Origin of the sequence: Streptomyces sp. NPDC049954, assembly GCF_040656295.1 — a bacterium.
In the GTDB taxonomy this organism is placed as follows: Bacteria; Actinomycetota; Actinomycetes; order Streptomycetales; family Streptomycetaceae; genus Streptomyces.
The window spans coordinates 1-21,684 of sequence record NZ_JBFALS010000012.1; the positions used below are offsets into that span (position 1 = coordinate 1).

Genomic DNA, 21,684 nt, shown 5'->3' on the forward strand with positions numbered 1-21,684 from the left:
TACGTCCAGTACTAGGGCTTCCGGCCGGCGCACCGAGAGCACGCACCGGACGCCGCTCCTTCACGGGCAAACATTGCCTGCCACGGCACTAGAAGACCGACTCGGCCTCGTCCATGCGCTCCTTGGGGACGCGCTTGAGTTCGGTGACGGCGTCGGCGAGCGGGACCATGACGACGTCGGTGCCGCGCAGGGCGGTCATGTTGCCGAAGTCGCCGCGGTGCACGGCCTCGACGGCGTACCAGCCGAAGCGGGTCGCGAGCACCCTGTCGTACGCGGTGGGGGTGCCGCCGCGCTGGACGTGGCCGAGGATGACGGGCCGGGCCTCCTTGCCGAGGCGGGACTCCAGCTCGTAGGCGAGGGCGGTGCCGATGCCCAGGAAGCGCTCGTGCCCGAACTGGTCGATCTCGCCCGTGCCGTAGTCCATCGTGCCGGCCGCCGGGTGGGCACCCTCGGCGACGCAGATGACGGCGAATTTCTTGCCGCGCGCGAAGCGTTCCTCGACCATCTTGGCGAGGTCGGCCGGGTCGAAGGGCCGCTCGGGCAGGCAGATGCCGTGCGCGCCGCCCGCCATCCCGGACTCCAGGGCGATCCAGCCCGCGTGCCGGCCCATGACCTCCACGACCATGACGCGCTGGTGGGACTCGGCGGTGGTCTTGAGGCGGTCGATGGCCTCGGTGGCCACACCGACGGCGGTGTCGAAGCCGAAGGTGCGGTCGGTGGAGGAGATGTCGTTGTCGATCGTCTTCGGCACGCCGACCACCGGCATCCCGCTGTCGGACAGCATCCGGGCCGCGGTGAGCGTGCCCTCGCCGCCGATCGGGATGAGGGCGTCGATACCGAGTTCGCGGGAGAGTTCCCGCGCGTTGGCGCAGGCCTCCGCGAGCCGGCCGCGCTCCAGGCGGGCCGAGCCGAGGACGGTGCCGCCACGGGCCAGGATGCCGCTGACGGCTTCGAGGTCGAGGGGGCGGTACCGCCGGTCGAGCAGGCCCTTGTAGCCGTCCTCGAAGCCGATGACCTCGTCGCCGTGATGTGTGACGGCGCGGTGCACGACCGACCGGATCACTGCGTTGAGGCCGGGGCAGTCGCCGCCTGCGGTGAGAATTCCGATGCGCATCGTGCTGGTCTCCTGCTCGCTACTAGTTCCGCGCGTGAGCTGTGGCCGATTCTGTCACGGTCTTCGGGCGGCACCGGCGGCCCCTGCCGCGACGGCCCCCGTGACCGGTCTCCCGGGTTGATCCTCGCGGGAGCGGTCACCCGTCCCGCCGTAGGGGTGCGCTCGCACGGACGCGCCCCTACCCCACGGACGGGCGCACTATCCATCGTCATGGGTAGTGTCAAGAGGAAATGCTCAGCAGATCGGGTGTTTCTGCCCTATGGGTGACGAAGAGCGTCCGAGTGACGAAAAGCGTCGAAACGGAGAAAATCAGGTGGCGCGCAGTGTGTACGTGACCGGTATCGACCGGGGCGACGGGCGTCAGGTCGTGGAGCTGGGGATGATGGAACTCCTCACCCGCCGGGTCGACCGGATCGCCGTGTTCCGCCCGCTCGTGCACGACGGCCCCGACCGGATGTACGAGCTGCTTCGCGAGCGCTACCACCTGTCGCAGTCCCCCGAGTCGGTCTTCGGCATGCACTACGAGCAGGCCGCGAGCCTCCAGGCCGAGCAGGGCTCCGACGAACTCGTCTCCGCCCTCGTGGACCGCTACCACCGGCTCGCCGCCTCCTACGAGGCGGTGCTGGTCATCGGGACGGACTTCGCGCACACCCAGCTGCCCGACGAACTCGGCCTGAACGCGCGGCTGGCCAACGAGTTCGGGGCCGCCGTGCTGCCCGTGGTCGGCGGCCGGGAGCAGTCGGCGGAGTCGGTGGGGGACGAGGCGGCGAACGCCTACCGCGCCTACGCCACCCGCGGCTGCGACGTGCTCGCCATGGTCGTGAACCGGGTGGCGCCCGCCGACCGGGATCTGGTCGCGGAGCGGCTCGCCGACCGGCTGCCGGTGCCCTGCTACGTCCTGCCGGACGATCCGACGCTGTCCGCGCCGACCGTCGCGCAGATCACCCACACCCTGGGCGGAACGGTTCTGCTGGGGGACGAGGCGGGGCTCTCGCGGGACGCTCTCGACTTCGTGTTCGGCGGCGCGACCCTGCCGAACTTCCTCAAGGCGCTCACCCCCGGCGCGCTCGTCGTCACGCCGGGGGACCGCGCCGATCTCGTGGTGGGCGCGCTGGCGGCGCACGCGGCGAGCACCCCGCCGCTGGCCGGGGTGCTGCTGACGCTCGGCGAGCGTCCCGACGCGGGGGTGCTGGCGCTCGCCCGGCGGCTGGCGCCTGGCACCCCGGTGGTCTCGGTCCCGGGCAACAGCTTCCCGACCGCCGCCGAACTGTTCACCCTGGAGGGCAGGCTCGGCGCGGCCACCCCGCGCAAGGCGGAGACCGCGCTCGGGCTGTTCGAGCGCTGGGCCGACGGTCCGGATCTGCTGGACCGGGTGCAGGTCTCGGGCAGCGAGCGGGTCACGCCGATGATGTTCGCCCACAAACTGCTGGAGCAGGCGCGGACGCTGCCGCGCCGGGTCGTGCTGCCGGAGGGCACCGAGGAGCGGGTGCTGCGCGCCGCGGACGTCCTGCTGCGGCGCTCGGTGTGCGAGCTGACGCTGCTGGGCCCGGTCGACGCGATCCGCAAGAAGGCCGCCGACCTCGGCGTGGACCTCTCGGGCGCCCAGCTCGTGGACCCGCAGGACTCACAGCTGCGCCAGGGCTTCGCCGAGGAGTACGCGCGGCTGCGGGCCCACAAGGGCGTGACGGTGGAACTCGCGTACGACGTGGTCGCGGACGTCAACTACTTCGGCACGCTCATGGTGCGCACGGGTCTCGCGGACGGCATGGTCTCGGGCGCGGTGCACTCGACGGCGGCGACGATCCGGCCGGCCTTCGAGATCATCAAGACCCGGCCGGACGCGCGGCTGGTGTCCTCGGCCTTCTTCATGTGCCTGGCCGACAAGGTCCTCGTGTACGCGGACTGCGCGGTCAACCCGGACCCGGACGCCGAACAGCTCGCGGACATCGCGGCGCAGTCGGCGACGACGGCGGCGGCCTTCGGGGTCGAGCCGCGGATAGCGATGCTCTCGTACTCGACGGGCACCTCGGGCAGCGGCGCCGACGTGGACAAGGTGCGCGCCGCGACCGAGCTGGTGCGCGCGGAGCGTCCGGAGCTGCTGATCGAGGGGCCCATCCAGTACGACGCCGCCGTCGAGCCCTCCGTGGCGGCGACCAAGCTGCCCGGTTCGCAGGTCGCGGGCCGGGCGAGCGTGCTGATCTTCCCCGACCTGAACACCGGCAACAACACCTACAAGGCGGTGCAGCGCTCGGCCGGGGCGGTCGCGGTCGGCCCGGTCCTGCAGGGGCTGCGCAAGCCGGTCAACGACCTGTCACGGGGCGCGCTCGTGCAGGACATCGTGAACACCGTCGCGATCACCGCGATCCAGGCACAGGCCGGGGAGGCGGAGTGAGTACCGTGTCCGCCCCGGCCCGGCCGGCGGCCTCCCGCCCCGCCGGGGCCCGGGCGGCCACCTCGTACGCCCGTCCCTCCCTCCGCGCAGAAAGTGGCCGTACCCGTGGCTGAAGCCCGCACCCGTGTGCTCGTCCTGAACTCCGGCTCCTCGTCGGTGAAGTACCAGTTGCTCGACATGCGCGACCGCACGCGGCTCGCGGCCGGTCTGGTCGAGCGGATCGGCGAGCGCACCTCGCGCGTCGAGCACACCCTGCACACCGAGGACGGGCCGCGGACCCGGGAGCGGGAGGGCCGGGTCGCCGACCACGAGGAGGCGCTGAAGGCGGTGGCCGCCGAGCTCGACGCGGACGGGCTCGGCCTCGGCTCCCCCGAGCTGGCCGCCGTCGGGCACCGCGTCGTGCACGGCGGGCGGCTGTTCGACGCGCCGACCCTGGTGGACGCGGCGGTCGAGAAGGAGATCGAGCGGCTCGTCCCGGTGGCCCCGCTGCACAACCCGGCCGGGCTCGCGGGCATCCGTACGGCGCGGGCGCTGCGCCCCGACCTGCCGCAGGTCGCCGTGTTCGACACCGCCTTCCACGCGCACATGCCGGAGGCGGCGGCGCGCTACGCGCTGGACGTCGCGACGGCCGACGCGCACCGCATCCGCCGCTACGGCGCGCACGGCACCTCGCACGCCTTCGTCTCGCGGGCCACGGCTCAGTTGCTGGGGCGCCCCTACGACGAGGTCAACACGATCGTGCTGCACCTGGGCAACGGGGCCTCGGCCGCCGCCGTACGGGGCGGGCGCAGCGTGGAGACCTCGATGGGGCTGACCCCCCTGGAGGGGCTGGTGATGGGCACCCGGTCGGGGGACATCGACCCCGCCGTGGTCTTCCACCTGATGCGGAACGCGGACATGTCGGCCCAGGATGTGGATGTGCTGCTCAACCGGAAGAGCGGGCTGCTGGGCCTGTGCGGGGACAACGACATGCGGGAGATCACCCGCAGGTCCGACGAGGGCGACGCCGCCGCCCGGCTGGCCTTCGAGGTGTACGTGCACCGGCTGAAGAAGTACGTCGGCGCCTACACGGCGGTGCTGGGCCGGGTGGACGCGGTGACCTTCACGGCGGGCGTCGGCGAGAACGCGGCGGCGGTGCGGCAGGCGGCCGTCGAGGGCCTGGAGGGCCTGGGTCTCGTGGTGGACCCGGAGCTGAACGCCGTCCGCGACAAGGCGCCCCGGCTGATCTCGCCGCCCGGGTCGCGGGTCGCGGTGGCCGTCGTACCGACCGACGAGGAACTGGAGATCGCGACGCAGACCTACGGGCTGGTGAACGGTCAGGACACGGTGCGGGAGGGCACCACCTGAGCGCCACCGCGCCCATTTGTATGTTCCGACAGTCCGTTAATCCCGCCCCGAAACAAACCGATAGGATCAGCCTCATGCGCCGTTCCAAAATCGTCTGCACACTCGGCCCCGCCGTCGACTCGTACGAGCAACTGAAAGCTCTGATCGAGGCCGGTATGAACGTGGCCCGTTTCAACATGAGCCACGGTTCCCACGAGGAGCACGAGCAGCGGTACCGCCGCGTCCGCCAGGCCGCCGAGGACACCGGCCGCGCGGTCGGGGTGCTCTTCGACCTCCAGGGGCCGAAGATCCGCCTGGAGACCTTCGCCGAGGGCCCCGTCGAGCTGGTGCGCGGTGACGAGTTCATCATCACCGCCGAGGACGTGGCCGGTGACCGCAGCATCTGCGGCACGACCTACAAGGGCCTCCCGGGCGACGTCGTCAAGGGCGACCCGATCCTGATCAACGACGGCAACGTCGAGCTGAAGGTCACCTCGGTCGAGGGCCCGAAGGTGCACACCATCGTCATCGAGGGCGGTGTGGTCTCCGACCACAAGGGCATCAACCTGCCCGGTGCCGCCGTCAACGTGCCGGCCCTGTCCGAGAAGGACATCGACGACCTGCGCTTCGCGCTGCGGGTCGGTGCCGACATGATCGCGCTGTCCTTCGTGCGCGACGCCAACGACGTCAAGGACGTCCACCGCGTCATGGACGAGGAGGGCCACCGCCTCCCGGTCATCGCCAAGGTCGAGAAGCCGCAGGCCGTCGCGAACATGGAGGACGTGGTCCTCGCCTTCGACAGCGTGATGGTGGCCCGCGGCGACCTCGCCGTCGAGTACCCGCTGGAGAAGGTCCCGATGGTGCAGAAGCGCCTCGTGGAGCTGTGCCGGCGCAACGCCAAGCCGGTGATCGTGGCGACCCAGATGATGGAGTCGATGATCACCAACTCGCGTCCGACGCGCGCCGAGGCGAGCGATGTCGCGAACGCGATCCTGGACGGCGCGGACGCGGTCATGCTGTCCGCCGAGTCGAGCGTGGGCGCCTACCCGATCGAGACCGTCAAGACGATGTCGAAGATCGTCGTGGCGGCCGAGGAGGAGCTGCTCTCCAAGGGCCTCCAGCCGCTCGTGCCCGGCAAGAAGCCCCGTACGCAGGGCGGTTCGGTGGCCCGCGCGGCCGCCGAGATCGCGGACTTCCTGGACGCGAAGGCGCTCATCGCCTTCACCGAGTCCGGGGACACCGCGCGCCGGCTCTCCCGCTACCGCACGGCGCAGCCGGTCGTGGCCTTCACGACGAGCGAGGCGTCCCGCAACCAGCTCGCGCTGAGCTGGGGCGTCGAGGCGCACCTCGCCCCGCACGTGGACAACACCGACGCGATGGTCGACCTGGTGGACGCCGAGGTCGTCAAGATGGGCAAGCTGAAGGACGGCGACACCGTGGTGATCACGGCCGGCTCGCCTCCCGGCGTCCCGGGCACGACCAACATGGTGCGCGTGCACCACCTGGGCGGCGTCGGCCGGGACTGACCCCGGGGCGCGGCGCACAGGTGACGGAACGGCGAGAGGGGCACCCCGGGCGGGGTGCCCCTCTCGCCGTCTCGTTCCCACGGCCCTGCGGTCGTCGTCGTTCTCACGGCCGTACGGTCACCCGGCGTCGCCGTCGTAGTAGTTGTGCAGCCCGGGGATGGTGAGGGTGCCGCCGAACTGCGCGGCCTGCACGACCGTCACCTTGGTGAAGAACAGCTCGGGCAGGGTCAGTGGCGGCGGGCTGTCGGGGGTGAAGTCGACCGGGATCAGGCCCAGCAGGTTCCCCTTGAGCCGCTCCGTGTACATCGTGACCTTGCCGTCGCGGATCGTCGACGTGGAGCCGGGAGCGCCCTTGACGTGGCCGGTCTTCCCGTCCGGGCCCACGGTCAGCTGGTGCAGGTCCTTGATGTCGAGGCCGCTCGCGGTGAACTTCAGGACGTTCTTGATCCTGCCGCTGGACGTGCGGACCTTGACGATCCCGTCGTAGCCGAGCCCGTGCAGGCTGAGCTTGGTGGTCTCCAGGCGCCAGGGCTCGTCGGCGACCCTCGGGTAGGACTCGTCCACGTCGGCGTCGGCGAGGGCCTTCGCGTCATGGGTCGGGCACGGGTAGGGCTCGGTGCCGTCGAGCTTGAGGTCCCCGGCCTTCGCGCCGTCCTCGCCGTCCTTCTCGGCCCGCGGTCCTGCCGCGTTCTTCTCGGCGGCGGAGCGGGCGCCCTCGACGATGTCCTTCTCGGCCGCCCCGGCCTTGCGGGCGGCGTCGGTGATGTCGTCCTTGAGGGTGCGGGGGGAGGCGGACGCGGCGTCCTTCGCCCCGGACTCGGGGGCCTTCGCCTTGCCGGCCTTCCCGGCGGGGGCGTCGGGGGACGCGGTGGCGCCCGGCTCGGCGCCGCTTCCGGCGGACTCGGCCTCGTCCTGGGCCTCGTCCTGCGCGGCCTTCTCCGCGGCCGCCTTGTCCGCCGCCTCCTTCTCCTCCTGCTCCTTCTTCTCCTTCGGGGTCAGGAGGTCCTTGAGGGCCTTGCCCACGCCCAGCGGGTCGAGCGGGTTCGTCGTCTCGGAGGCCGAGGGCGAGGGGGTCGAGGACGGCTCCGGGGCGGACTTCGCCTCGGGCCCGGCGCTCTGTCCCGAGTCCTGCGCACCGGTGGCGGCGGAGGTCCCGGAGTCCTTCGTGTCCGGGTCCTTCGCGTCGCCCTTCGCCCCGTCGGAGCCCTTCGCGGGCGCGTCCGGGGTGGCCGAGGGCTTGGGCGTACCGCCCGCGTCCGGGCTCGGCGAGGCGGAACCGGACGGGGAGGCCGAGGGGCTCGGGGTCGCCGAGGGGTCCTCGCCGGCGGGCTCGTCGGACCGGGTGACGCAGGGTCCGGGAGCGAAGGGCAGCTCGGCCTTGTCGTCGGCGAGGGCGAGCCGGGGCGTGAGACCGATGCCCACGAACACGGCCGTCGGCATCGCGGCCAGCGCCATCGCCTTGCCGGCGGGTATCTGCAGTTTGGTCAGCAGCGATTTCCTCGGCGCCGCGTGGCGCGGGCCGGTTCTGCCGGGCCGGTCCGGCCCGGAGGCCGCCGGTTCCTCATTTCGCACGGTGCCTCCCGCCGTCACCCGACACCTGCGCGAAGGCACGGTCGCCGTCACCGGCGGGCGCGGGGCCGGCGGGGCCGCCCTGCTCCGGTCCGGGGAAGGGATCGCCGCCCGCGGGTGCGGGACCGCCGGGCGTGCCGGGCGTCGGGGAGGCCGGGCCGGGAGCGGGCGCCGCCTGGCCGGCTGCCGTCACCTCGTCGGCCGGGGGCTTCGCGGGCGCCCAGGACAGCGAGAGGGCGCCGCCCACCATGGCCAGCAGGAAGCCGAAGAACAGCCCGCCGAGGTTGGAGACGGGGATGGAGATGAGGGCCAGCAGAATCGCCGCGACCCCGGCGAACACCCGGACGATGTGGTGGTACCACATCGTCAGTCCGAGGGTGATCAGCAGGATGCCGATGATCAGCGATCCCGCGCCCGCGGTGGTGGCCATCCGGAGGGTGAGCTGCCCGAGCTTGAGGTCGTTGTAGGGCAGGTAGGCGATGGGTATTCCGCCCAGCAGCGTGAGCAGTCCCGCCCAGAACGGGCGGGTGCCGCGCCAGGCACGGAACCGGAGACGCCAGTGGTGGATTCGGTGGCTCAGCCCTGGGGACTCGGCGCTCATGAAAAACAGCTCCCTGGAACCGGCTGTGCGTGGAAGAAGGAGGGGAGGCGGACGGCCGCCCGGCCGCCTCCCCGGGAGATGAGGCCCGGGAAGGCCGCCGCGGGCTCCTGGCCCGCCGAGGGCGAGGGGCCGCTCAACGGCCCGTCAGCCCGGGGCGGAGGCCCGGGGGCGTCCGCCGGGGGCGGGTGCTCAGTAGCACTCCTTGACGCCCTTGTGCAGCTTCATGCTGAGCCCGCTCAGCTTGAAGGTCCCGGCGGTGGTGGCCCACGCGGTCTGCTTCACGTTCTTCAGCGTGGCCTCGTCGGCCTGCTGCGCGAAACCGTTGGGGTTGACCTTGTCCCTGACGGCCGGCCCCTTGCCGCCCTGGCCCGCGTTGCCGGTCACGCCGGTCGCCACACCGATGTCGATGTTCTTGAACTCGGCGTCGGCGCTCAGGTCGGCGACGTCGATGTACAGGTTGTCGGCGTGCACCGGGGTGCCCTTGCCGCCCGCCTTGAGCTGCAGGGTGACGGTGCCGACCAGCGGGACGTCGGGCGTGACGACCGACTGGCACATGTCGGTGATGTCGGCCGACTTGAACGACGAGATGGCCACCGCGTGACCGGACTTGTCGTAGCCCGCGTCGACGCCGCCGTACTGGGCGAAGCCCTTGCCGTTCAGCTCCTTGGCGGACACCTTGAACGACTGGCCCGACACGCTGAACGAAGCGGCGAGCGCGCCCTGCGAGAGCGCCACACCTATCGCGGCGGTGGCCGCGATGCTCGGAACCATGACGACGGCGAAACGACGCCATCTGGTCCCGCCACGAGCGAGAGACTCCATGACTTTCCTCCTTCTCGGACGTACATCTCCGGCCCTGGCCACTGCCGTTCGGCAAGGCGGCCGGGCAGGGATGGGAGAAGCGCTACGTCCTCGGGAAGAAGCACCGGGACTCGCGGCGCTGCACGCGCCCGGATCTCCGGCGATCACCCCCGAGCGACAACCACTGGCTGCGGCTTCACGCAACCCGATGGACAGGCCCCGCCGACCGGCGGAGACCCCCCTGTCCAGTGACCGGCGCCCGCAGGCTCCGGCCCGCCCGGTGGGGACCCAAGGACCCCCGTGGCACCCGACTGGTTGTCGGGCGGGGGGAATGGACCGAGCGTGGCCGATCGTGGTGCATTCGGAGCGTGCGCACAAGGGGTTCGTTACTGACTAGTAACGCGGAGATGACCTCGGCGGGTCCCGCCCCCGCCACCTCCCCACGGACGGTGGCTCCGCACAGGGGGGCATAACGGGGCATCGACTCACACATCGCGACGCTTTGTCCGTGCCGACTTACTGCAAGTAACAGCGACCGCCCTTTGCCAAGTTTTGGCAAAGGGCGGCCGCTGCGTCACTGTGTCGTCAAATCTCCACGGGACTCGCAGACCCCGGGCATATGCGCTGCCGGGGGGCGGCCCGTCAGAACAGCACGCGGGCCAGGGCGGTACGGGCGGAGGCGACGCGCGGGTCCTCGGCGCCGACGACCTCGAACAGCTCCAGCAGCCGCAACCGTGCGGCGTCGCGGTCCTCGCCCGCCGTGCGCCGTACGGTCTCCACGATCCGGCCGAAGGCGTCCTCGACGTGGCCGCCGGCCAGGTCGAGGTCGGCTGCGGCGAGCTGCGCCGAGACGTCGCCGGGGCGCTCCGCCGCGTCCTTGCGGACCTGCTGCGGGTCCAACTCGGAAACACGTCGCAGCAGTTCGGCCTGGGCGAGGCCGAGTTTGGCCTCCGTGTTGCCCGGATCGTCGGAGAGGACGTTGCGGTACGCCTGCACCGCGCCGGCGAAGTCACCGGCGTCCAGCGCCTGGACGGCGGACTCCAGCAGCGCGTCGTAGGGCCCGGCGGGCACCGGCGGGGCCTCCGAGGGCTCGGCCTGGGCGGCGTCCGGGTCGACGGCGATGCCGGTGAGCCCGAAGCGCTCCTCACCGACCTGGATGAGCTGGTCGAGGGTCTCGCGGATCTGCGCCTCCGGGGCGGCGCCCTGGAAGAGCGGCAGCGCCTGGCCCGCGACCACCGCGAAGACCGCCGGAATGCCCTGGATGCCGAACTGCTGCATCAGCATCTGGTTGGCGTCGACGTCGACCTTGGCGAGCAGGAAGCGGCCGTTGTACTCAAGCGCGAGCCGCTCCAGGAGCGGGCCGAGCTGCTTGCAGGGCTCGCACCACTCGGCCCAGAAGTCGATGACGACGGGCACCTCGGTGGAGCGCTGGAGGACATCGCGCTCAAAACCGGCCTCGTCGACGTCGATCACCAGCGAGGACGGGGAGGCCGCTCCCCCGCCGCCGTTGCGCGCGGCTTCCGCGCGCGCCTGTTCCGCCTTCGCCTTGGCCTCTTGGGCCGCCTTCACCGCGGCGAGGTCGACGACTCCGCTCATGGACATGTTCCGTGGCTGCATGAGGCCATCCTCCCCTGTCCGGTGCCGCTGCGGAAAAGTCAGGTGCACACTGCACCCATCGCCGGGGCGACACGCCGTCCGCCGAGGTCGGGCGGCGTACGACGGGTACCGCTCCGGTAGTGCGTGGATGCCCGGGGTCCCCACCTCGGGCGTGCGTGGTTGTCGCTCCTTACGCTACGACTCGTAGCGTAACTCCTGAGCGCCCGGTCCGCCCGGTGATCTCGCTCACGCCCCGAAGTCGTACCGGCCGGTATGGTCACGGCATGCAGCGTCGCAGCCCTTCTCCGCCGTCCCCTCCCGCCCGGGCGGGCCGGCCTCGCAGCGCCGCCGCCGACGAGGCGATCCTCGCGGCGACGCGTGAGGTGCTGGTCGAGGCGGGCTGGTCGGGGCTGCGGCTGGGCGAGGTGGCGAGCCGCGCCGGGGTCGCGAAGACGACGCTCTACCGGCGCTGGCCGGGCAAGAGCGAGCTGGTCGTGGACGCGGTGGCGGTCCTCTTCGACGAGTTGGAGCTGCCCGACTCGGGTTCGCTGGCCTCCGACGTGAGCGCGGTGGTGCTGCAGTTCGCCGCACTGCTGGAGCGTCCGGAGACGCGGACCTCACTGATGGCGGTGGTCGCCGAGTCCACGCGGGACGAGGCCCTGCGCCGCCGTATCCGCTCGGCGATCGTGGACCGCCAGAAGCGGCTCGTGGTGGAGGGCAGGGCGCGGGCCCAGGGGCGCGGCGAGATCCCGCCCGACGCGGACCCGGCCAGCGCCGATCGCAACACCGACCTGGTCTTCGACGTCATCGCGGGCACCGTCGTGCACCGGGCCCTGGTGAGCGCGCAGCCGGTGGACGCGGACTGGGCCGAGCGACTGGCCCTCCTGCTCGTCGCGGGAATCAGGGGGACGCCGCCGTAGCGGTGGGGGGCGGGGCGCAGGGGGCCACAGGAGGCGTGGTACAGGGGCCCACCGTGGCACAGGGACCCGCAGGGAACGTTGCGGCCGTCCTGGCCCGCCCGGCGCGGCGCGGGCTCCGCTCGGCGAGGGGCTCCGCACCCCTTCGGCACGGGGCGCGCAGTGAACGCGACAGCCGCCGTGGCCCGCCCGGCGCCGCCCCTCCCGGCTCCCGGTGCCATCCCTCTCGACCCGCCCGGCGGTCCCGACCGCCCCTGCCCGGCTCACCTCAGGGAGGGGACGGGGCCCTCTCGACGCAAGGGCCGCAGAGAACGCGCAGACACCCTGGGCTCACCCGACGCCGCCCCACCCCACCCCCACCCGCACTCCGCTCGGGAAGGGCGCTCCGCCCCGGCGGCTCAGAACCCCGCCGGTTCCGTGTAGGAACCCCACTCCTCGCGCAGGACCCCGCAGATCTCCCCGAGGGTCGCCTCGGCGCGGGCCGCGTCGAGCATCGGGGAGATCATGTTGGACCCGTCGCGGGCGGCGGCCAGCATCGCGTCGAGGGCGGCGCGTACGGCGGCCTCGTCGCGGGTGGAGCGGCGCTCGGCCAGGGTGGCGACCTGGTCGCGCTCGACCTCGTGGCTGACCCGCAGGATCTCCAGGTCGCCGGTCACCGAGCCCTCCGCGACGTTGACGCCGACGACGCGCTTGTCCCCCTTCTCGACGGACCGCTGGTAGCGGAAGGCGGACTCGGCGATCTCCCCGGTGAACCAGCCGTCCTCGATACCGCGCAGGATGCCGGAGGTCATCGGGCCGACGGGGTGGCGCCCCTCGGGGTGGGCGAGCGCCCCCTTCTCCTTGATCCGCTCGAAGATCTCCTCGGCCTCGGCCTCGATCCGGTCGGTGAGCTGCTCGACGTACCAGGAGCCGCCGAGCGGGTCCGCGACGTTGCCGACGCCGGTCTCCTCCATGAGGACCTGTTGGGTGCGCAGGGCGATCTCGGCGGCCCGCTCGCTGGGCAGCGCGAGCGTCTCGTCGAGCGCGTTGGTGTGCAGGGAGTTGGTGCCGCCGAGTACCGCCGCGAGCGCCTCGACGGCCGTGCGCACGACGTTGTTGTACGGCTGCTGCGCGGTCAGTGAGACCCCGGCCGTCTGGGTGTGGAACCGCAGCCACTGCGCCTTGTCGGTGCGCGCCCCGTACACGTCGCGCAGCCAGCGGGCCCAGATGCGGCGCGCGGCGCGGAACTTGGCGATCTCCTCGAAGAAGTCCACGTGGGCGTCGAAGAAGAAGGACAGCCCGGGGGCGAACACGTCGACGTCGAGGCCGCGCGAGAGGCCGAGTTCGACGTAGCCGAAGCCGTCAGCGAGGGTGTAGGCGAGTTCCTGCGCGGCCGTCGCCCCGGCCTCGCGGATGTGGTAGCCGGAGACCGAGAGCGGTTTGTAGGCCGGGATCTTCTCGGCGCAGTGCTCCATCAGGTCGCCGATGAGGCGCAGGTGGGGCTCGGGCCCGAACAGCCACTCCTTCTGCGCGATGTACTCCTTGAAGATGTCGGTCTGGAGCGTGCCGTTGAGTACGGCCGGGTCGACGCCCTGCCGTTCGGCGGCGACGAGGTACATGCAGAAGACCGGGACGGCCGGTCCCGAGATGGTCATGGAGGTGGTGACCTCGCCGAGCGGGATGCCCTGGAACAGGACCTCCATGTCGGCGGCCGAGTCGATCGCGACCCCGCAGTGGCCGACCTCGCCGAGCGCGCGCGGGTCGTCGGAGTCGCGGCCCATGAGGGTCGGCATGTCGAAGGCGACCGAGAGCCCTCCGCCGCCCGCCGCGAGGATCATCTTGTAACGCTCGTTGGTCTGGAGCGCGTTGCCGAAGCCCGCGAACTGGCGGATGGTCCAGGCCCGGCCCCGGTAGCCCGTCGCGTGCAGGCCCCGGGTGAAGGGGAACTCCCCGGGCCAGCCGATCCGGTCGAAGCCCTCGTAGACGTCGCCGGGACGTGGCCCGTAGACGGGCTCGACCGGATCGCCGGAGAGCGTGCTGAAGTCGGCCTCGCGCTTGCGGGCCGCGTCGTACCGGGTCTGCCAGCGACGGCGGCCCTCTTCGATGCCGTGAGCGTCCATACCCCCGAATTTACTAGGACGTCCAAGTAAATGTCGATGGGCACACCGCCGTACGCGCGTACGGCGGTGACGGGGCGGACTCGGCGCGCCGGCCCGGGGCGAGGCCGCCGGGCCCTCCCGGGAGGCCCTGCCGAGAGGGCTCAGCCCTTCTTGACGGTGCCGCCGCGACCGGCGGGCGCGGGCCTGGCCGCGGGCACGGCGCCGTCCTGCCGGGCGACCTTCGCCTCCAGCTCGGGCGTGATCTTCCGCTCGACGAAGAAGGCGGCGGTGGGGATCGTTCCGGCGATCAGCACCCACAGCTGCTTGCCGACCGGCCACTTCGCCTTGGAGCCGAGATCGAAGGCGACGACGAGGTAGACGACGTAGAGCCAGCCGTGCGCGATCGCGACGACCCGGGTGAACCCGGTGGCACCGTCGATGTCGAGGAGGTACTTGGCGATGACACCGATCGTCAGCAGAACCAGCAGCACACCGGTGACGTACGCCATCACCCGGTAGCGGGTCAGCACGCTCTTTTTCATGAGGCCGAGCCTAACCGGGCGGATCGGGCGATCTACGCGGGGGTGGGACCCGCTCCCGGCCCGCCGGGCCGGTGCGAGGCCCCTGTCACCAGGGCCGGAGACGGGCGCCCGGAACGGGGCTCACTCCTCGAAGTCGCCCGCCGCGACCCGCAGCGGGCGGAGTGTGGCGAAGATCTCGGCGCACTCCTCCGCGTCGTAGGCCCCGAGCCCGAAGTCCATCGCCATGAGGTCGCGCGAGGCCGCCTCGACGACCTCGCGCCCCTTGTCGGTGATGGACGCGAGGGTGCCGCGGCCGTCGTTGGGGTTGGGCCGCCGGGCGACGAGGCCGGAGCGCACGAGCCGGTCCACGGTGTTAGTCACCGAGGTGGGGTGCACCATGAGCCGCTCACCGATCTTGGACATCGGCAGTTCGCCCGCCTTGGAGAAGGTCAGCAGCACGAGCGCCTCGTACCGGGCGAAGGTCAGTCCGTACGGCTTGACGACGGCGTCGACCTCGGCGAGCAGGATCTGCTGGGCGCGCATGATCGAGGTGATCGCGGCCATCGAGGGCACGTGGCCCCAACGCTGTCGCCACGACTCGTCGGCGCGGGCGATGGGGTCGAAGGCAAGGCTGAGCGGCTTCGGCACGCCTGCACCCTACCGGCCGGTCACATGGCGGTCCCGCCCCGTCTCGCCCTTCGGTCGCCCGCCCGGTGCCGTGCACCCCTTCGTCCGGGCGCGGGTGCGGTGGACGTCGAGGGCGAGCAGCGCGCAGCAGACGGTGCCCAGGAGCCCGGCGCCCGCGACCGCGGCCCGCGCCGAGAAGAGTTCGGCCACCGCTCCGGCCAGGGCCATCCCGAGGCCCTGGAGGGTCATGAGCCCGGCCGTCTGGAGCGTCATGGCCCGGCCGCGCAGCTCCTGCGGCACGGCGTCCACGAACCAGCGGTCCACCCCGAGGGTGTACGCCGATCCGGCCCCGGTCACGACGAGGACGAGCAGGGACGTCACGAGGCCGAGCCCGGCGGCGTACGCGACGAGGGGCAGCAGGGTCAGGGCGGCGAGCGGCAGGGCGATCCGGGCCCGGGAGGCGGGGGACAGCAGGGTGCCGGCGAGCAGCTCCCCGGCGATCGTGCCGACCGCCATGGCGCACATCAGGAGCCCGAGCCCCGCGCTGCCGACGCCGAGCTGCGCGGCGTACGGGGCGGCGAGGGCCTCGGGGGCGACGGTGAAGAACGGCGGCACCCAGAACAGCAGGAGCAGGCCCCGGGTGGGGCGGTGGGCCAGGACGCGGCGGGCCCCGCCCAGCGAGTGGCGCAGCAGGGAGGTCCGCTCCTCCCGTGCCGGGGCGCGGGCGGGGCGGCGCCGGGTGCCCAGGCGCAGCAGGGTCGCCGACAGCAGGAAGGTGGCGACCGTGACGAGCAGCGCGCCGCGCGGGCTGACCAGCGTGAGCAGCACTCCCCCGGCGCCGAAGCCGATGAGTACGGCGCTCTGCGAGACCATGCGCAGCAGGGAGCGGCCGAGGACGAACAGCTCCCCCTCGCCCAGGATGTCGGCGAGCGTCGCCATCCGGGTGCCGGCGAAGACCGGGGCGACGGCGGCGAGGACGACCCGCAGGAACAGCAGTCCGGGCACGGGCGTCGCGGGCAGGGCCATGACGGCGGCGCACGCCGCGCACAGCAGGTCGCACAGGACCAGGACGCGGCGGGGCGGGTGGCGGTCGGCGATCCCGGCGAGCAGCGTCCCGCCGAAGAGGTACGGAAGGAAGCCGAGGGCGAAGGTGAGGGCGCTCAGGAACGGCGAACCGGTGAGGCCGTAGACGAGGACGGACAGCGCGACCTCGCTGACGACGACGCCGAGCAGCGAGAGGAGGTGGGCGGCGAGAACGGGGCGGAACTCGGCGGTACGGAGCAGGTCCGTCCAGCCGGGGGCGCGGGTACGGAGCGGGCCCGCTCCCGCCCCGTTCCCTTGAGCGGTGGTCATGACAGCAGCGTGGGGCCCGGCGTACGTGCCCCGTAGAGTTTCGGCTCCAGCCGAATCGGCGGGGACGGCTCGGACGCCGCGGGCCGGGTGACCGCCCGGGGTCTCCCGTGGTGGGCCGACGGGATGAGTGAGTGCCCGGCGTTTCCTGACGACGGCCACGTCCCGCGAGGAGGCACGCATGACCTACCGGCTGCTGTTCGGCGAGGCCGACCTGTTGCGCTGCCGGTTCGCGGTGTCGCCGCTCTGGGAGACGGCGGAGGCGGTGCGCACACTGCGGCGGCCGGACCGTTTCCCGTACCACCCGGACCGGCTGGAGCGGATGCGCGCGGCGGTCGAGGACCTCGACCTGGAACCGCTGTGGGTGCTGATGCCGCGCCGCGGTTTCTCCCCCGATTTCTGGTCGCTGGCGCCCTCAGGGCCCTCGGTGACGATCGAGGAGGAACTGGCGCGGGTGCGGGCGACGGACCCGGACACGGCGCGCCGGGACCTGGAGCAGGCCCTGGCCTCGGCGCCCGGGGCGGCCCGTTCGGCGGCGGGCCGCGCGCTGCTGGCCGATCCGGCGCGGGCGGTCGCGACGCTGGCGGATCTGCTGGAGCGGGCCTGGCACGCGCTGGTCGCCCCGGACTGGCCCCGGCTGCGGGCGCTGCTGGACGCGGACGTCGCGCACCACGCGCGCCGGCTCGCGGAGGTGGGCTTCGGCGGGCTGCTGTCCGAGCTGGACACCCGCCTGTCCTGGCACGAGGGCGTCCTGACGGTGCACGGCCCCGGCGAGCACGAACGGGTGCTCGGCGGCATGGGCCTCGTGCTGATGCCGAGCGTGTTCGCCTGGCCGGACGTGGTGAGCGGTCTGGAGGCGCCCTGGCAGCCGCTGGTGGTGTATCCGGCGCGCGGGATCGGCGCCCTGTGGGAGGAGACGGCGCGGCGTCCGGCGCGCGCCCTGACCGGGGTGCTCGGCCGGGGCCGCGCCTCGGTCCTCGCGGCGCTCGGCGCCCCGTCCACGACGAGTTCCCTGGCCCGGCGGCTGGGTCTCGCCCCGTCCTCGGTGTCCGCGCACCTGACCGCCCTGAGCGCGGCCGGACTGCTCGCGCCACGCCGGTACGGCCGCGAGGTCCTCTACCGGCGTACGGCGCTGGGCACGGCCCTCGCGGAGGGCGACAGCGGGGAGGGCTGAGGCGGGGCCCGGGCCGCTCCGTGGCCCCGGCGTGCGGGCGAGTGCCGGCCGTGCGGCTACTTGCGGGCCGTACGGCGCAGCCGGTGGCGGACGGCGCGCTGCGCGACGGGGCCGAGGTCGTCCACGGCGGTCGCGAGGACGGCGAGGTGGGCCAGGGCGTCGAGCGCCCGGCCCGCTCCCTCCGCGTCGACCCCTTCGTACAGCTCTATGCCGACGAAGGAGGCGGCGACGGCGCGCGCGAGGCCGGGCGGGTCGGTGAACTCGCCGAGCGGGGAGGCGGCCAGGACCCGGCGCAGCACCTTCTCCAGCGCCTCCGTCCACAGGGCGAGCCCGGCGGCGGTGGCGGGGCGCAGCCGCGGCTGGGTCTGGGCGGCGGCGAGGAGCTGGCCGAGGACGGCGACGTGTCCGGCGGCGCGTTCCCGGGCGTGCATGGCCCGCCCGAAGTCGAGGAGCCCGCCGAGGGTCGTGACGGCGGCGAGCCCTTCGCGGTAGTCGGCGAGCTGGCGTTCGGTGCCGTAGCGGCACGCGGCGGCGAGGAGTTCGTCGACGGAGCCGAAGTGGTAGAAGACGAGCGCCTGGTTGACGCCGGCCGCCGCGGCGACGGTGCGCGCGGAGGTCTTCGCGAGTCCCTGCTCCGTGAGCGTGCGCAGCGCGCCGTCCAGGAGCTTGCGCTGCGTCTCGGAGAGCGGGGGCGAGGGGAACGGGGCGGAGGCCCCGTCTTCGGACGCACCGGACGCACCGGGCTCGTCGGGCCCACCCGGCTCGAAGGGGGCCGGGCCGGTCGGGGTGCTCACCGGCGGGCCTCCTCGCGAACGGGACGCAGTCCGGGCCGGACGCCGAGGGTGCGTACGTCCTCGTACGTCGTCGTGAAGGAGCCCTCGTAGCCGAAGAGGGGGCCGAAGCGGCGGTTGACGACGCGGACCCGGACGCGGAAGCGTCCGGTGTGCTCGTCGAAGGACTCGCGGACCTCGGCGTCCGCCCCGATGATCTCGGGGACGCGGACGTCCACCTGGGGGCGTCAGCCCTCAGCGGTCGCGTCGTCCGTGTCCGCGTCTGCGCCCCTGGTCGCGTCGGCGGCCAGGTGACGCTCGACGGTCGCCACCTTGGCGGTGAGCCCGTCGGTGACGCCCTGGCGGATGTCGGCCTTCAGGACGAGGGAGACCCGGGAGGAGCGGGCCTCGACGGCGGCGGTCGCGCGCTTGACGACGTCCATGACCTCGTCCCACTCGCCCTCGATGCTCGTGAACATCGCATCGGTGCGGTGCGGGAGGCCGGACTCGCGTACGACGCGCACGGCGTCGGCGACGTACTCGCCGACGTCCTCGCCGACACCGAGCGGGGAGACGGAGAAGGCGACGATCACGCGTTCACGATCCCCTCGCGGCGGGCGCGGGAGGCGATGACCGCGTCCTCGGCCTCGCCCTTCAGCTTGCGCTCGGCGAAGAAGCCGCCGGTGGGCAGCACGGAGAGGACGAAGTAGAGGACGCCCCGGCCGACCGGCCACTTGGCGCGGTTCCACGCGTCGAGCCAGAAGAGCACGTACAGGATGAACAGCACGCCGTGGACCATGCCCATGACGGGGACGGCGTTGAAGTCCGTGGTGCGCTTGAGCACGGAGCAGACGATCAGGAGGAGGAAGGAGACCGCCTCGGGCGCCGAGACCAGGCGGAGGCGACGGAGGGCGGAGGCTGTCTTGATGTCCACGGGCGCGGACCCTTCGGCTCGGAAAGCGGGATGGCAGGTCGGGACGATCTTGTGAACGCGTGCACAAGCTCGGGCCCATTCTGTCAGCCGCCGCGGGTCCGCCCGTATCAGGGTCCCCCGGCGACGCGCCACGGGCCCCGTTCTCCGTACGGCCTGTCCGCACCACCCCCGGCCCGCTACCGTCAGTGCGTGGCTCAGTTCCGACTCCAAGGCAGCAAGGTGCTCGCCGTCGATCTGTCCGGCGACGCCGTGAAGGCGAAGAACGGCTCGATGGTCGCGTACGACGGCCGGATGGCGTTCAAGAAGATGACGGGCGGTGGTGACGGCCTGCGCGGGATGGTCACGCGCCGGCTGACGGGAGAGCAGATGGAGGTGATGGAGGTGCGCGGGGAGGGCACGTGCTGGTTCGCGGACCGGGCGAGCGAGATCAACCTGGTGTCGCTGCGCGGCGAGAAGCTCCACGTGGAGTCGAGCAACCTCCTGTGCACCGACGCGGGGCTGCGCACGGGCACGACGTTCACCGGCCTGCGCGGCGCGAGCCAGGGCAACGGCCTGTTCACGACGACGGTCGAGGGCAGCGGCCAGGCGGCCCTGCTGTCCGACGGGCCGGCGGTCGTCCTGCGGGTGAGCGCGCAGTACCCCCTCCAGGTCGACCCCGGGGCGTACATCGCGCACCAGGGCTCGCTGCGGCAGCAGTTCCAGTCGGGGGTGTCCTTCCGCACCTTCCTGGGCGAGGGCGGCGGGGAGGCCTTCCAGATCCGGTTCGAGGGCGAGGGCCTGGTCTACGTCCAGCCCAGCGAGCGGAACACGATCGGAGGCGACGTCTGATGCCCTTCCGCGAGATCAACTCCCGGATGGTCGAGGCCACGATCACCCCCGGGCAGCGGATGTACAGCCAGCGCGGCGCGATGCTCGCCCACCGGGGCGAGGTCGCCTTCACCCCGAACATCCAGGGCGGCCAGGGCGGCGTGATGTCGATGATCGGCCGTCGGGTGGCGGGCGAGGCGACGCCGCTCATGACGGTCGAGGGCGAGGGCACGGTGCTGTTCGGCCACGGCGGCCACCACGTGCAGGTCATCGGCCTGGAGGGCGACACCCTGTACGTCGAGGCGGACCGGCTGCTGGCCTTCGACGGCTCCCTGGAGCAGGGCACCGTGTTCCTCGGCGCGCAGGGCGGGGTCATGGGCATGGTGCGCGGCCAGGTCACCGGGCAGGGCCTGTTCACGACGACACTCAAGGGCCACGGCGCGGTCGCGGTGATGGCCCACGGCGGGGTGATCGAGGTGCCGATCACCCCGCGGCGCCCCGTGCACGTCGACCCGCAGGCGTACGTCGCGCACCACGGCGACGTACGCAACAAGCTGTCCACGGCCCTGGGCTGGCGCGACATGGTGGGACGCGGGTCGGGAGAGGCGTTCCAGCTGGAGCTGTCCGGCACCGGAGCGGTGTTCGTCCAGGCATCGGAGGAGAAGCTGTGAGTGTCGCGACGCCCGGCGGGCCCACGGTCCTCGATCCGGTGACGCTGCCCGCCAACGACAACGTGAATCCGTACACCTTCTGCGTGGAGCTGACCGGGAGCCAGTGGTTCCTGCAGAAGGGCAAGATGATCGCCTACTACGGGCGGATCGACTTCAACGGCATCGGCCACGGCGGCTTCGACCGGCTGCTGCGCACGAGCTTCCACTCCCCGCTGCACGCGAGCGACTGGGTGGTGGCTGCGGGGCAGGGCAAGATGCTGCTCGCCGACCGCGCCTTCGACGTGAACTCCTTCGACCTTCAGGACGGCAACCTGACGGTGCGCTCGGGCAACCTGCTCGCCTACGAGCCCTCGCTGGCGCTCAAGCAGTCGATCGTGCCGGGCTTCCTCACCCTGATCGGGACCGGGAAGTTCGTGGCGGCCTCGAACGGGCCGGTGGTCTTCATGGAGCCGCCGCTGCGGGTGGACCCGCAGGCGCTCGTGGGCTGGGCGGACTGTCCCTCCCCCTGCCACCACTACGACCACCAGTACATGAGCGGCTTCCTGGGCGGGGTGCGGGCGCTGACCGGGCTCGGCGGGGCCTCGGGCGAGGAGCACCAGTTCGAGTTCGTCGGCGCCGGGACGGTACTGCTCCAGTCCTCGGAGCAGCTGATGCCCGAGCAGGACACGGGCACGGTCCCGGCCGGCCCCGGGGTCCCCGGCGGCAGCGGCCACTCAGGCCCGGGGGTGCCGGGCCACGGCCCCGGACAGTCCGGACAGGCGGGGCTGCCCCGTATGCCCGGACAGCTCGGTGACATTCAGCGACGCTTCGGGCTCTGAGCGGTTCGGCCGCCCGCGTGTCCACCGGGGTCGCTTCCAGCGGTTACGCTGCGGTGGCCGGGCACCGGACGGCCGGGCTCGGTCACCTTACG

20 protein-coding genes and 1 pseudogene are annotated in these 21,684 nt (G+C 72.7%); 8 read left to right on the forward strand and 13 right to left on the reverse strand.

All coding sequences use genetic code 11. The features are described from left to right. Window positions 1-88 precede the first annotated feature (88 nt). Window positions 89-1,114 carry an ATP-dependent 6-phosphofructokinase gene (locus tag AB0J21_RS25290; RefSeq protein ID WP_363148392.1) on the reverse strand — a complete coding sequence of 342 codons (1,026 nt, stop codon included), beginning with the start codon at window positions 1,112-1,114 and terminating at the stop codon, window positions 89-91. Between the two features lie 313 nt (window positions 1,115-1,427). Between AB0J21_RS25290 and pta the strand changes: the two genes are divergently transcribed. The 3 genes from pta to pyk all read left to right on the forward strand — a co-directional run bounded on the left by pta (window position 1,428) and on the right by pyk (window position 6,358). Then, a complete protein-coding gene (gene pta, locus AB0J21_RS25295) occupies window positions 1,428-3,506 on the forward strand; it encodes a phosphate acetyltransferase (RefSeq protein ID WP_363148393.1) in 2,079 nt (692 codons plus the stop codon). Window positions 3,507-3,611: 105 nt separating this feature from the next. Further along, window positions 3,612-4,853 (forward strand): acetate kinase, encoded by a 1,242-nt coding sequence (locus tag AB0J21_RS25300; protein WP_363148394.1) that lies wholly within the window; start codon window positions 3,612-3,614, stop codon window positions 4,851-4,853. Window positions 4,854-4,927: 74 nt separating this feature from the next. Continuing rightward, window positions 4,928-6,358, forward strand: a complete 1,431-nt coding sequence (gene pyk, locus AB0J21_RS25305; RefSeq protein WP_363148395.1) for a pyruvate kinase — start codon at window positions 4,928-4,930, stop codon at window positions 6,356-6,358. A 117-nt stretch (window positions 6,359-6,475) separates the two neighbouring features. Here pyk and AB0J21_RS25310 read toward each other — a convergent pair whose 3' ends face one another. The 4 genes from AB0J21_RS25310 to AB0J21_RS25325 all read right to left on the reverse strand — a co-directional run bounded on the left by AB0J21_RS25310 (window position 6,476) and on the right by AB0J21_RS25325 (window position 10,946). Further along, window positions 6,476-7,813 carry a hypothetical protein gene (locus tag AB0J21_RS25310; protein WP_363148543.1) on the reverse strand — a complete coding sequence of 446 codons (1,338 nt, stop codon included), beginning with the start codon at window positions 7,811-7,813 and terminating at the stop codon, window positions 6,476-6,478. A gap of 106 nt (window positions 7,814-7,919) precedes the next feature. Further along, a complete protein-coding gene (locus AB0J21_RS25315; RefSeq protein ID WP_363148396.1) occupies window positions 7,920-8,528 on the reverse strand; it encodes a DUF6114 domain-containing protein in 609 nt (202 codons plus the stop codon). A gap of 189 nt (window positions 8,529-8,717) precedes the next feature. Then, a complete protein-coding gene (locus tag AB0J21_RS25320) occupies window positions 8,718-9,350 on the reverse strand; it encodes a DUF6230 family protein (RefSeq protein WP_363148397.1) in 633 nt (210 codons plus the stop codon). A 621-nt stretch (window positions 9,351-9,971) separates the two neighbouring features. Further along, the gene (locus AB0J21_RS25325) at window positions 9,972-10,946 is read right to left on the reverse strand and encodes a tetratricopeptide repeat protein (RefSeq protein WP_363148398.1); all 975 of its coding nucleotides are present in this window, start codon (window positions 10,944-10,946) and stop codon (window positions 9,972-9,974) included. A gap of 263 nt (window positions 10,947-11,209) precedes the next feature. Here AB0J21_RS25325 and AB0J21_RS25330 point away from each other — a divergent pair, with 263 nt between their 5' ends. Then, window positions 11,210-11,845: a TetR/AcrR family transcriptional regulator gene (locus AB0J21_RS25330; protein WP_363148399.1), complete on the forward strand. Its 636-nt coding sequence runs from the start codon at window positions 11,210-11,212 to the stop codon at window positions 11,843-11,845. Window positions 11,846-12,240: 395 nt separating this feature from the next. Here AB0J21_RS25330 and AB0J21_RS25335 read toward each other — a convergent pair whose 3' ends face one another. The 4 genes from AB0J21_RS25335 to AB0J21_RS25350 all read right to left on the reverse strand — a co-directional run bounded on the left by AB0J21_RS25335 (window position 12,241) and on the right by AB0J21_RS25350 (window position 16,421). Next, window positions 12,241-13,941 (reverse strand): methylmalonyl-CoA mutase family protein, encoded by a 1,701-nt coding sequence (locus AB0J21_RS25335; RefSeq protein ID WP_363148400.1) that lies wholly within the window; start codon window positions 13,939-13,941, stop codon window positions 12,241-12,243. A gap of 140 nt (window positions 13,942-14,081) precedes the next feature. Then, window positions 14,082-14,462, reverse strand: coding sequence for a DUF3817 domain-containing protein (locus AB0J21_RS25340; protein ID WP_363148401.1), 381 nt, complete (start codon window positions 14,460-14,462; stop codon window positions 14,082-14,084). A gap of 120 nt (window positions 14,463-14,582) precedes the next feature. Continuing rightward, the gene (locus tag AB0J21_RS25345; RefSeq protein ID WP_363148402.1) at window positions 14,583-15,089 is read right to left on the reverse strand and encodes a MarR family transcriptional regulator; all 507 of its coding nucleotides are present in this window, start codon (window positions 15,087-15,089) and stop codon (window positions 14,583-14,585) included. Between the two features lie 9 nt (window positions 15,090-15,098). Beyond that, window positions 15,099-16,421: an MFS transporter gene (locus AB0J21_RS25350; RefSeq protein WP_363148403.1), complete on the reverse strand. Its 1,323-nt coding sequence runs from the start codon at window positions 16,419-16,421 to the stop codon at window positions 15,099-15,101. A 178-nt stretch (window positions 16,422-16,599) separates the two neighbouring features. On the opposite strand from AB0J21_RS25350, the gene AB0J21_RS25355 reads away from it, so the two are divergent. Continuing rightward, a complete protein-coding gene (locus tag AB0J21_RS25355) occupies window positions 16,600-17,592 on the forward strand; it encodes a DUF5937 family protein (protein ID WP_363148404.1) in 993 nt (330 codons plus the stop codon). 56 nt (window positions 17,593-17,648) lie between these two features. Here the strand turns inward: AB0J21_RS25355 and AB0J21_RS25360 are convergent, their stop codons facing one another. The 4 genes and pseudogenes from AB0J21_RS25360 to AB0J21_RS25375 form a co-directional block, all read right to left on the reverse strand. After that, window positions 17,649-18,254 (reverse strand): TetR/AcrR family transcriptional regulator, encoded by a 606-nt coding sequence (locus tag AB0J21_RS25360; RefSeq protein ID WP_363148544.1) that lies wholly within the window; start codon window positions 18,252-18,254, stop codon window positions 17,649-17,651. A 128-nt stretch (window positions 18,255-18,382) separates the two neighbouring features. Next, window positions 18,383-18,601: pseudogene (locus tag AB0J21_RS25365) on the reverse strand (DUF4166 domain-containing protein); the annotation flags it as partial. A gap of 9 nt (window positions 18,602-18,610) precedes the next feature. Beyond that, window positions 18,611-18,955 (reverse strand): MTH1187 family thiamine-binding protein, encoded by a 345-nt coding sequence (locus AB0J21_RS25370; protein ID WP_363148405.1) that lies wholly within the window; start codon window positions 18,953-18,955, stop codon window positions 18,611-18,613. Then, on the reverse strand, window positions 18,952-19,296 hold the full coding sequence (locus tag AB0J21_RS25375) for a DUF3817 domain-containing protein (protein ID WP_363148406.1): 345 nt from the start codon (window positions 19,294-19,296) through the stop codon (window positions 18,952-18,954). The genes AB0J21_RS25370 and AB0J21_RS25375 overlap by 4 nt, the downstream gene beginning before the upstream one ends. Window positions 19,297-19,485: 189 nt before the next feature. On the opposite strand from AB0J21_RS25375, the gene AB0J21_RS25380 reads away from it, so the two are divergent. The 3 genes from AB0J21_RS25380 to AB0J21_RS25390 are packed head-to-tail and all read left to right on the forward strand — an operon-like array spanning window position 19,486 to window position 21,592. After that, window positions 19,486-20,124 (forward strand): AIM24 family protein, encoded by a 639-nt coding sequence (locus AB0J21_RS25380; RefSeq protein ID WP_363148407.1) that lies wholly within the window; start codon window positions 19,486-19,488, stop codon window positions 20,122-20,124. Next, the gene (locus AB0J21_RS25385) at window positions 20,124-20,774 is read left to right on the forward strand and encodes an AIM24 family protein (RefSeq protein WP_363148408.1); all 651 of its coding nucleotides are present in this window, start codon (window positions 20,124-20,126) and stop codon (window positions 20,772-20,774) included. The genes AB0J21_RS25380 and AB0J21_RS25385 overlap by 1 nt, the downstream gene beginning before the upstream one ends. Further along, the gene (locus AB0J21_RS25390; protein WP_363148409.1) at window positions 20,771-21,592 is read left to right on the forward strand and encodes an AIM24 family protein; all 822 of its coding nucleotides are present in this window, start codon (window positions 20,771-20,773) and stop codon (window positions 21,590-21,592) included. Before AB0J21_RS25385 ends, AB0J21_RS25390 begins: the two co-directional genes overlap by 4 nt. Window positions 21,593-21,684: the final 92 nt, after the last annotated feature.

Bases quoted from the DNA above. Each gene is read 5' to 3' on its own strand.
- AB0J21_RS25340 (WP_363148401.1), bottom strand. From the start codon at position 14,462: ATGAAAAAGAGCGTGCTGACCCGCTACCGGGTGATGGCGTACGTCACC.
- AB0J21_RS25385 (WP_363148408.1), top strand. From the start codon at position 20,124: ATGCCCTTCCGCGAGATCAACTCCCGGATGGTCGAGGCCACGATCACC.
- AB0J21_RS25355 (WP_363148404.1), top strand. From the start codon at position 16,600: ATGACCTACCGGCTGCTGTTCGGCGAGGCCGACCTGTTGCGCTGCCGG.
- AB0J21_RS25325 (WP_363148398.1), bottom strand. From the start codon at position 10,946: ATGCAGCCACGGAACATGTCCATGAGCGGAGTCGTCGACCTCGCCGCG.
- AB0J21_RS25330 (WP_363148399.1), top strand. From the start codon at position 11,210: ATGCAGCGTCGCAGCCCTTCTCCGCCGTCCCCTCCCGCCCGGGCGGGC.
- AB0J21_RS25290 (WP_363148392.1), bottom strand. From the start codon at position 1,114: ATGCGCATCGGAATTCTCACCGCAGGCGGCGACTGCCCCGGCCTCAAC.
- AB0J21_RS25310 (WP_363148543.1), bottom strand. From the start codon at position 7,813: ATGGCGCTGGCCGCGATGCCGACGGCCGTGTTCGTGGGCATCGGTCTC.
- AB0J21_RS25350 (WP_363148403.1), bottom strand. From the start codon at position 16,421: ATGACCACCGCTCAAGGGAACGGGGCGGGAGCGGGCCCGCTCCGTACC.
- AB0J21_RS25315 (WP_363148396.1), bottom strand. From the start codon at position 8,528: ATGAGCGCCGAGTCCCCAGGGCTGAGCCACCGAATCCACCACTGGCGT.
- pyk (WP_363148395.1), top strand. From the start codon at position 4,928: ATGCGCCGTTCCAAAATCGTCTGCACACTCGGCCCCGCCGTCGACTCG.
- AB0J21_RS25320 (WP_363148397.1), bottom strand. From the start codon at position 9,350: ATGGAGTCTCTCGCTCGTGGCGGGACCAGATGGCGTCGTTTCGCCGTC.
- AB0J21_RS25335 (WP_363148400.1), bottom strand. From the start codon at position 13,941: ATGGACGCTCACGGCATCGAAGAGGGCCGCCGTCGCTGGCAGACCCGG.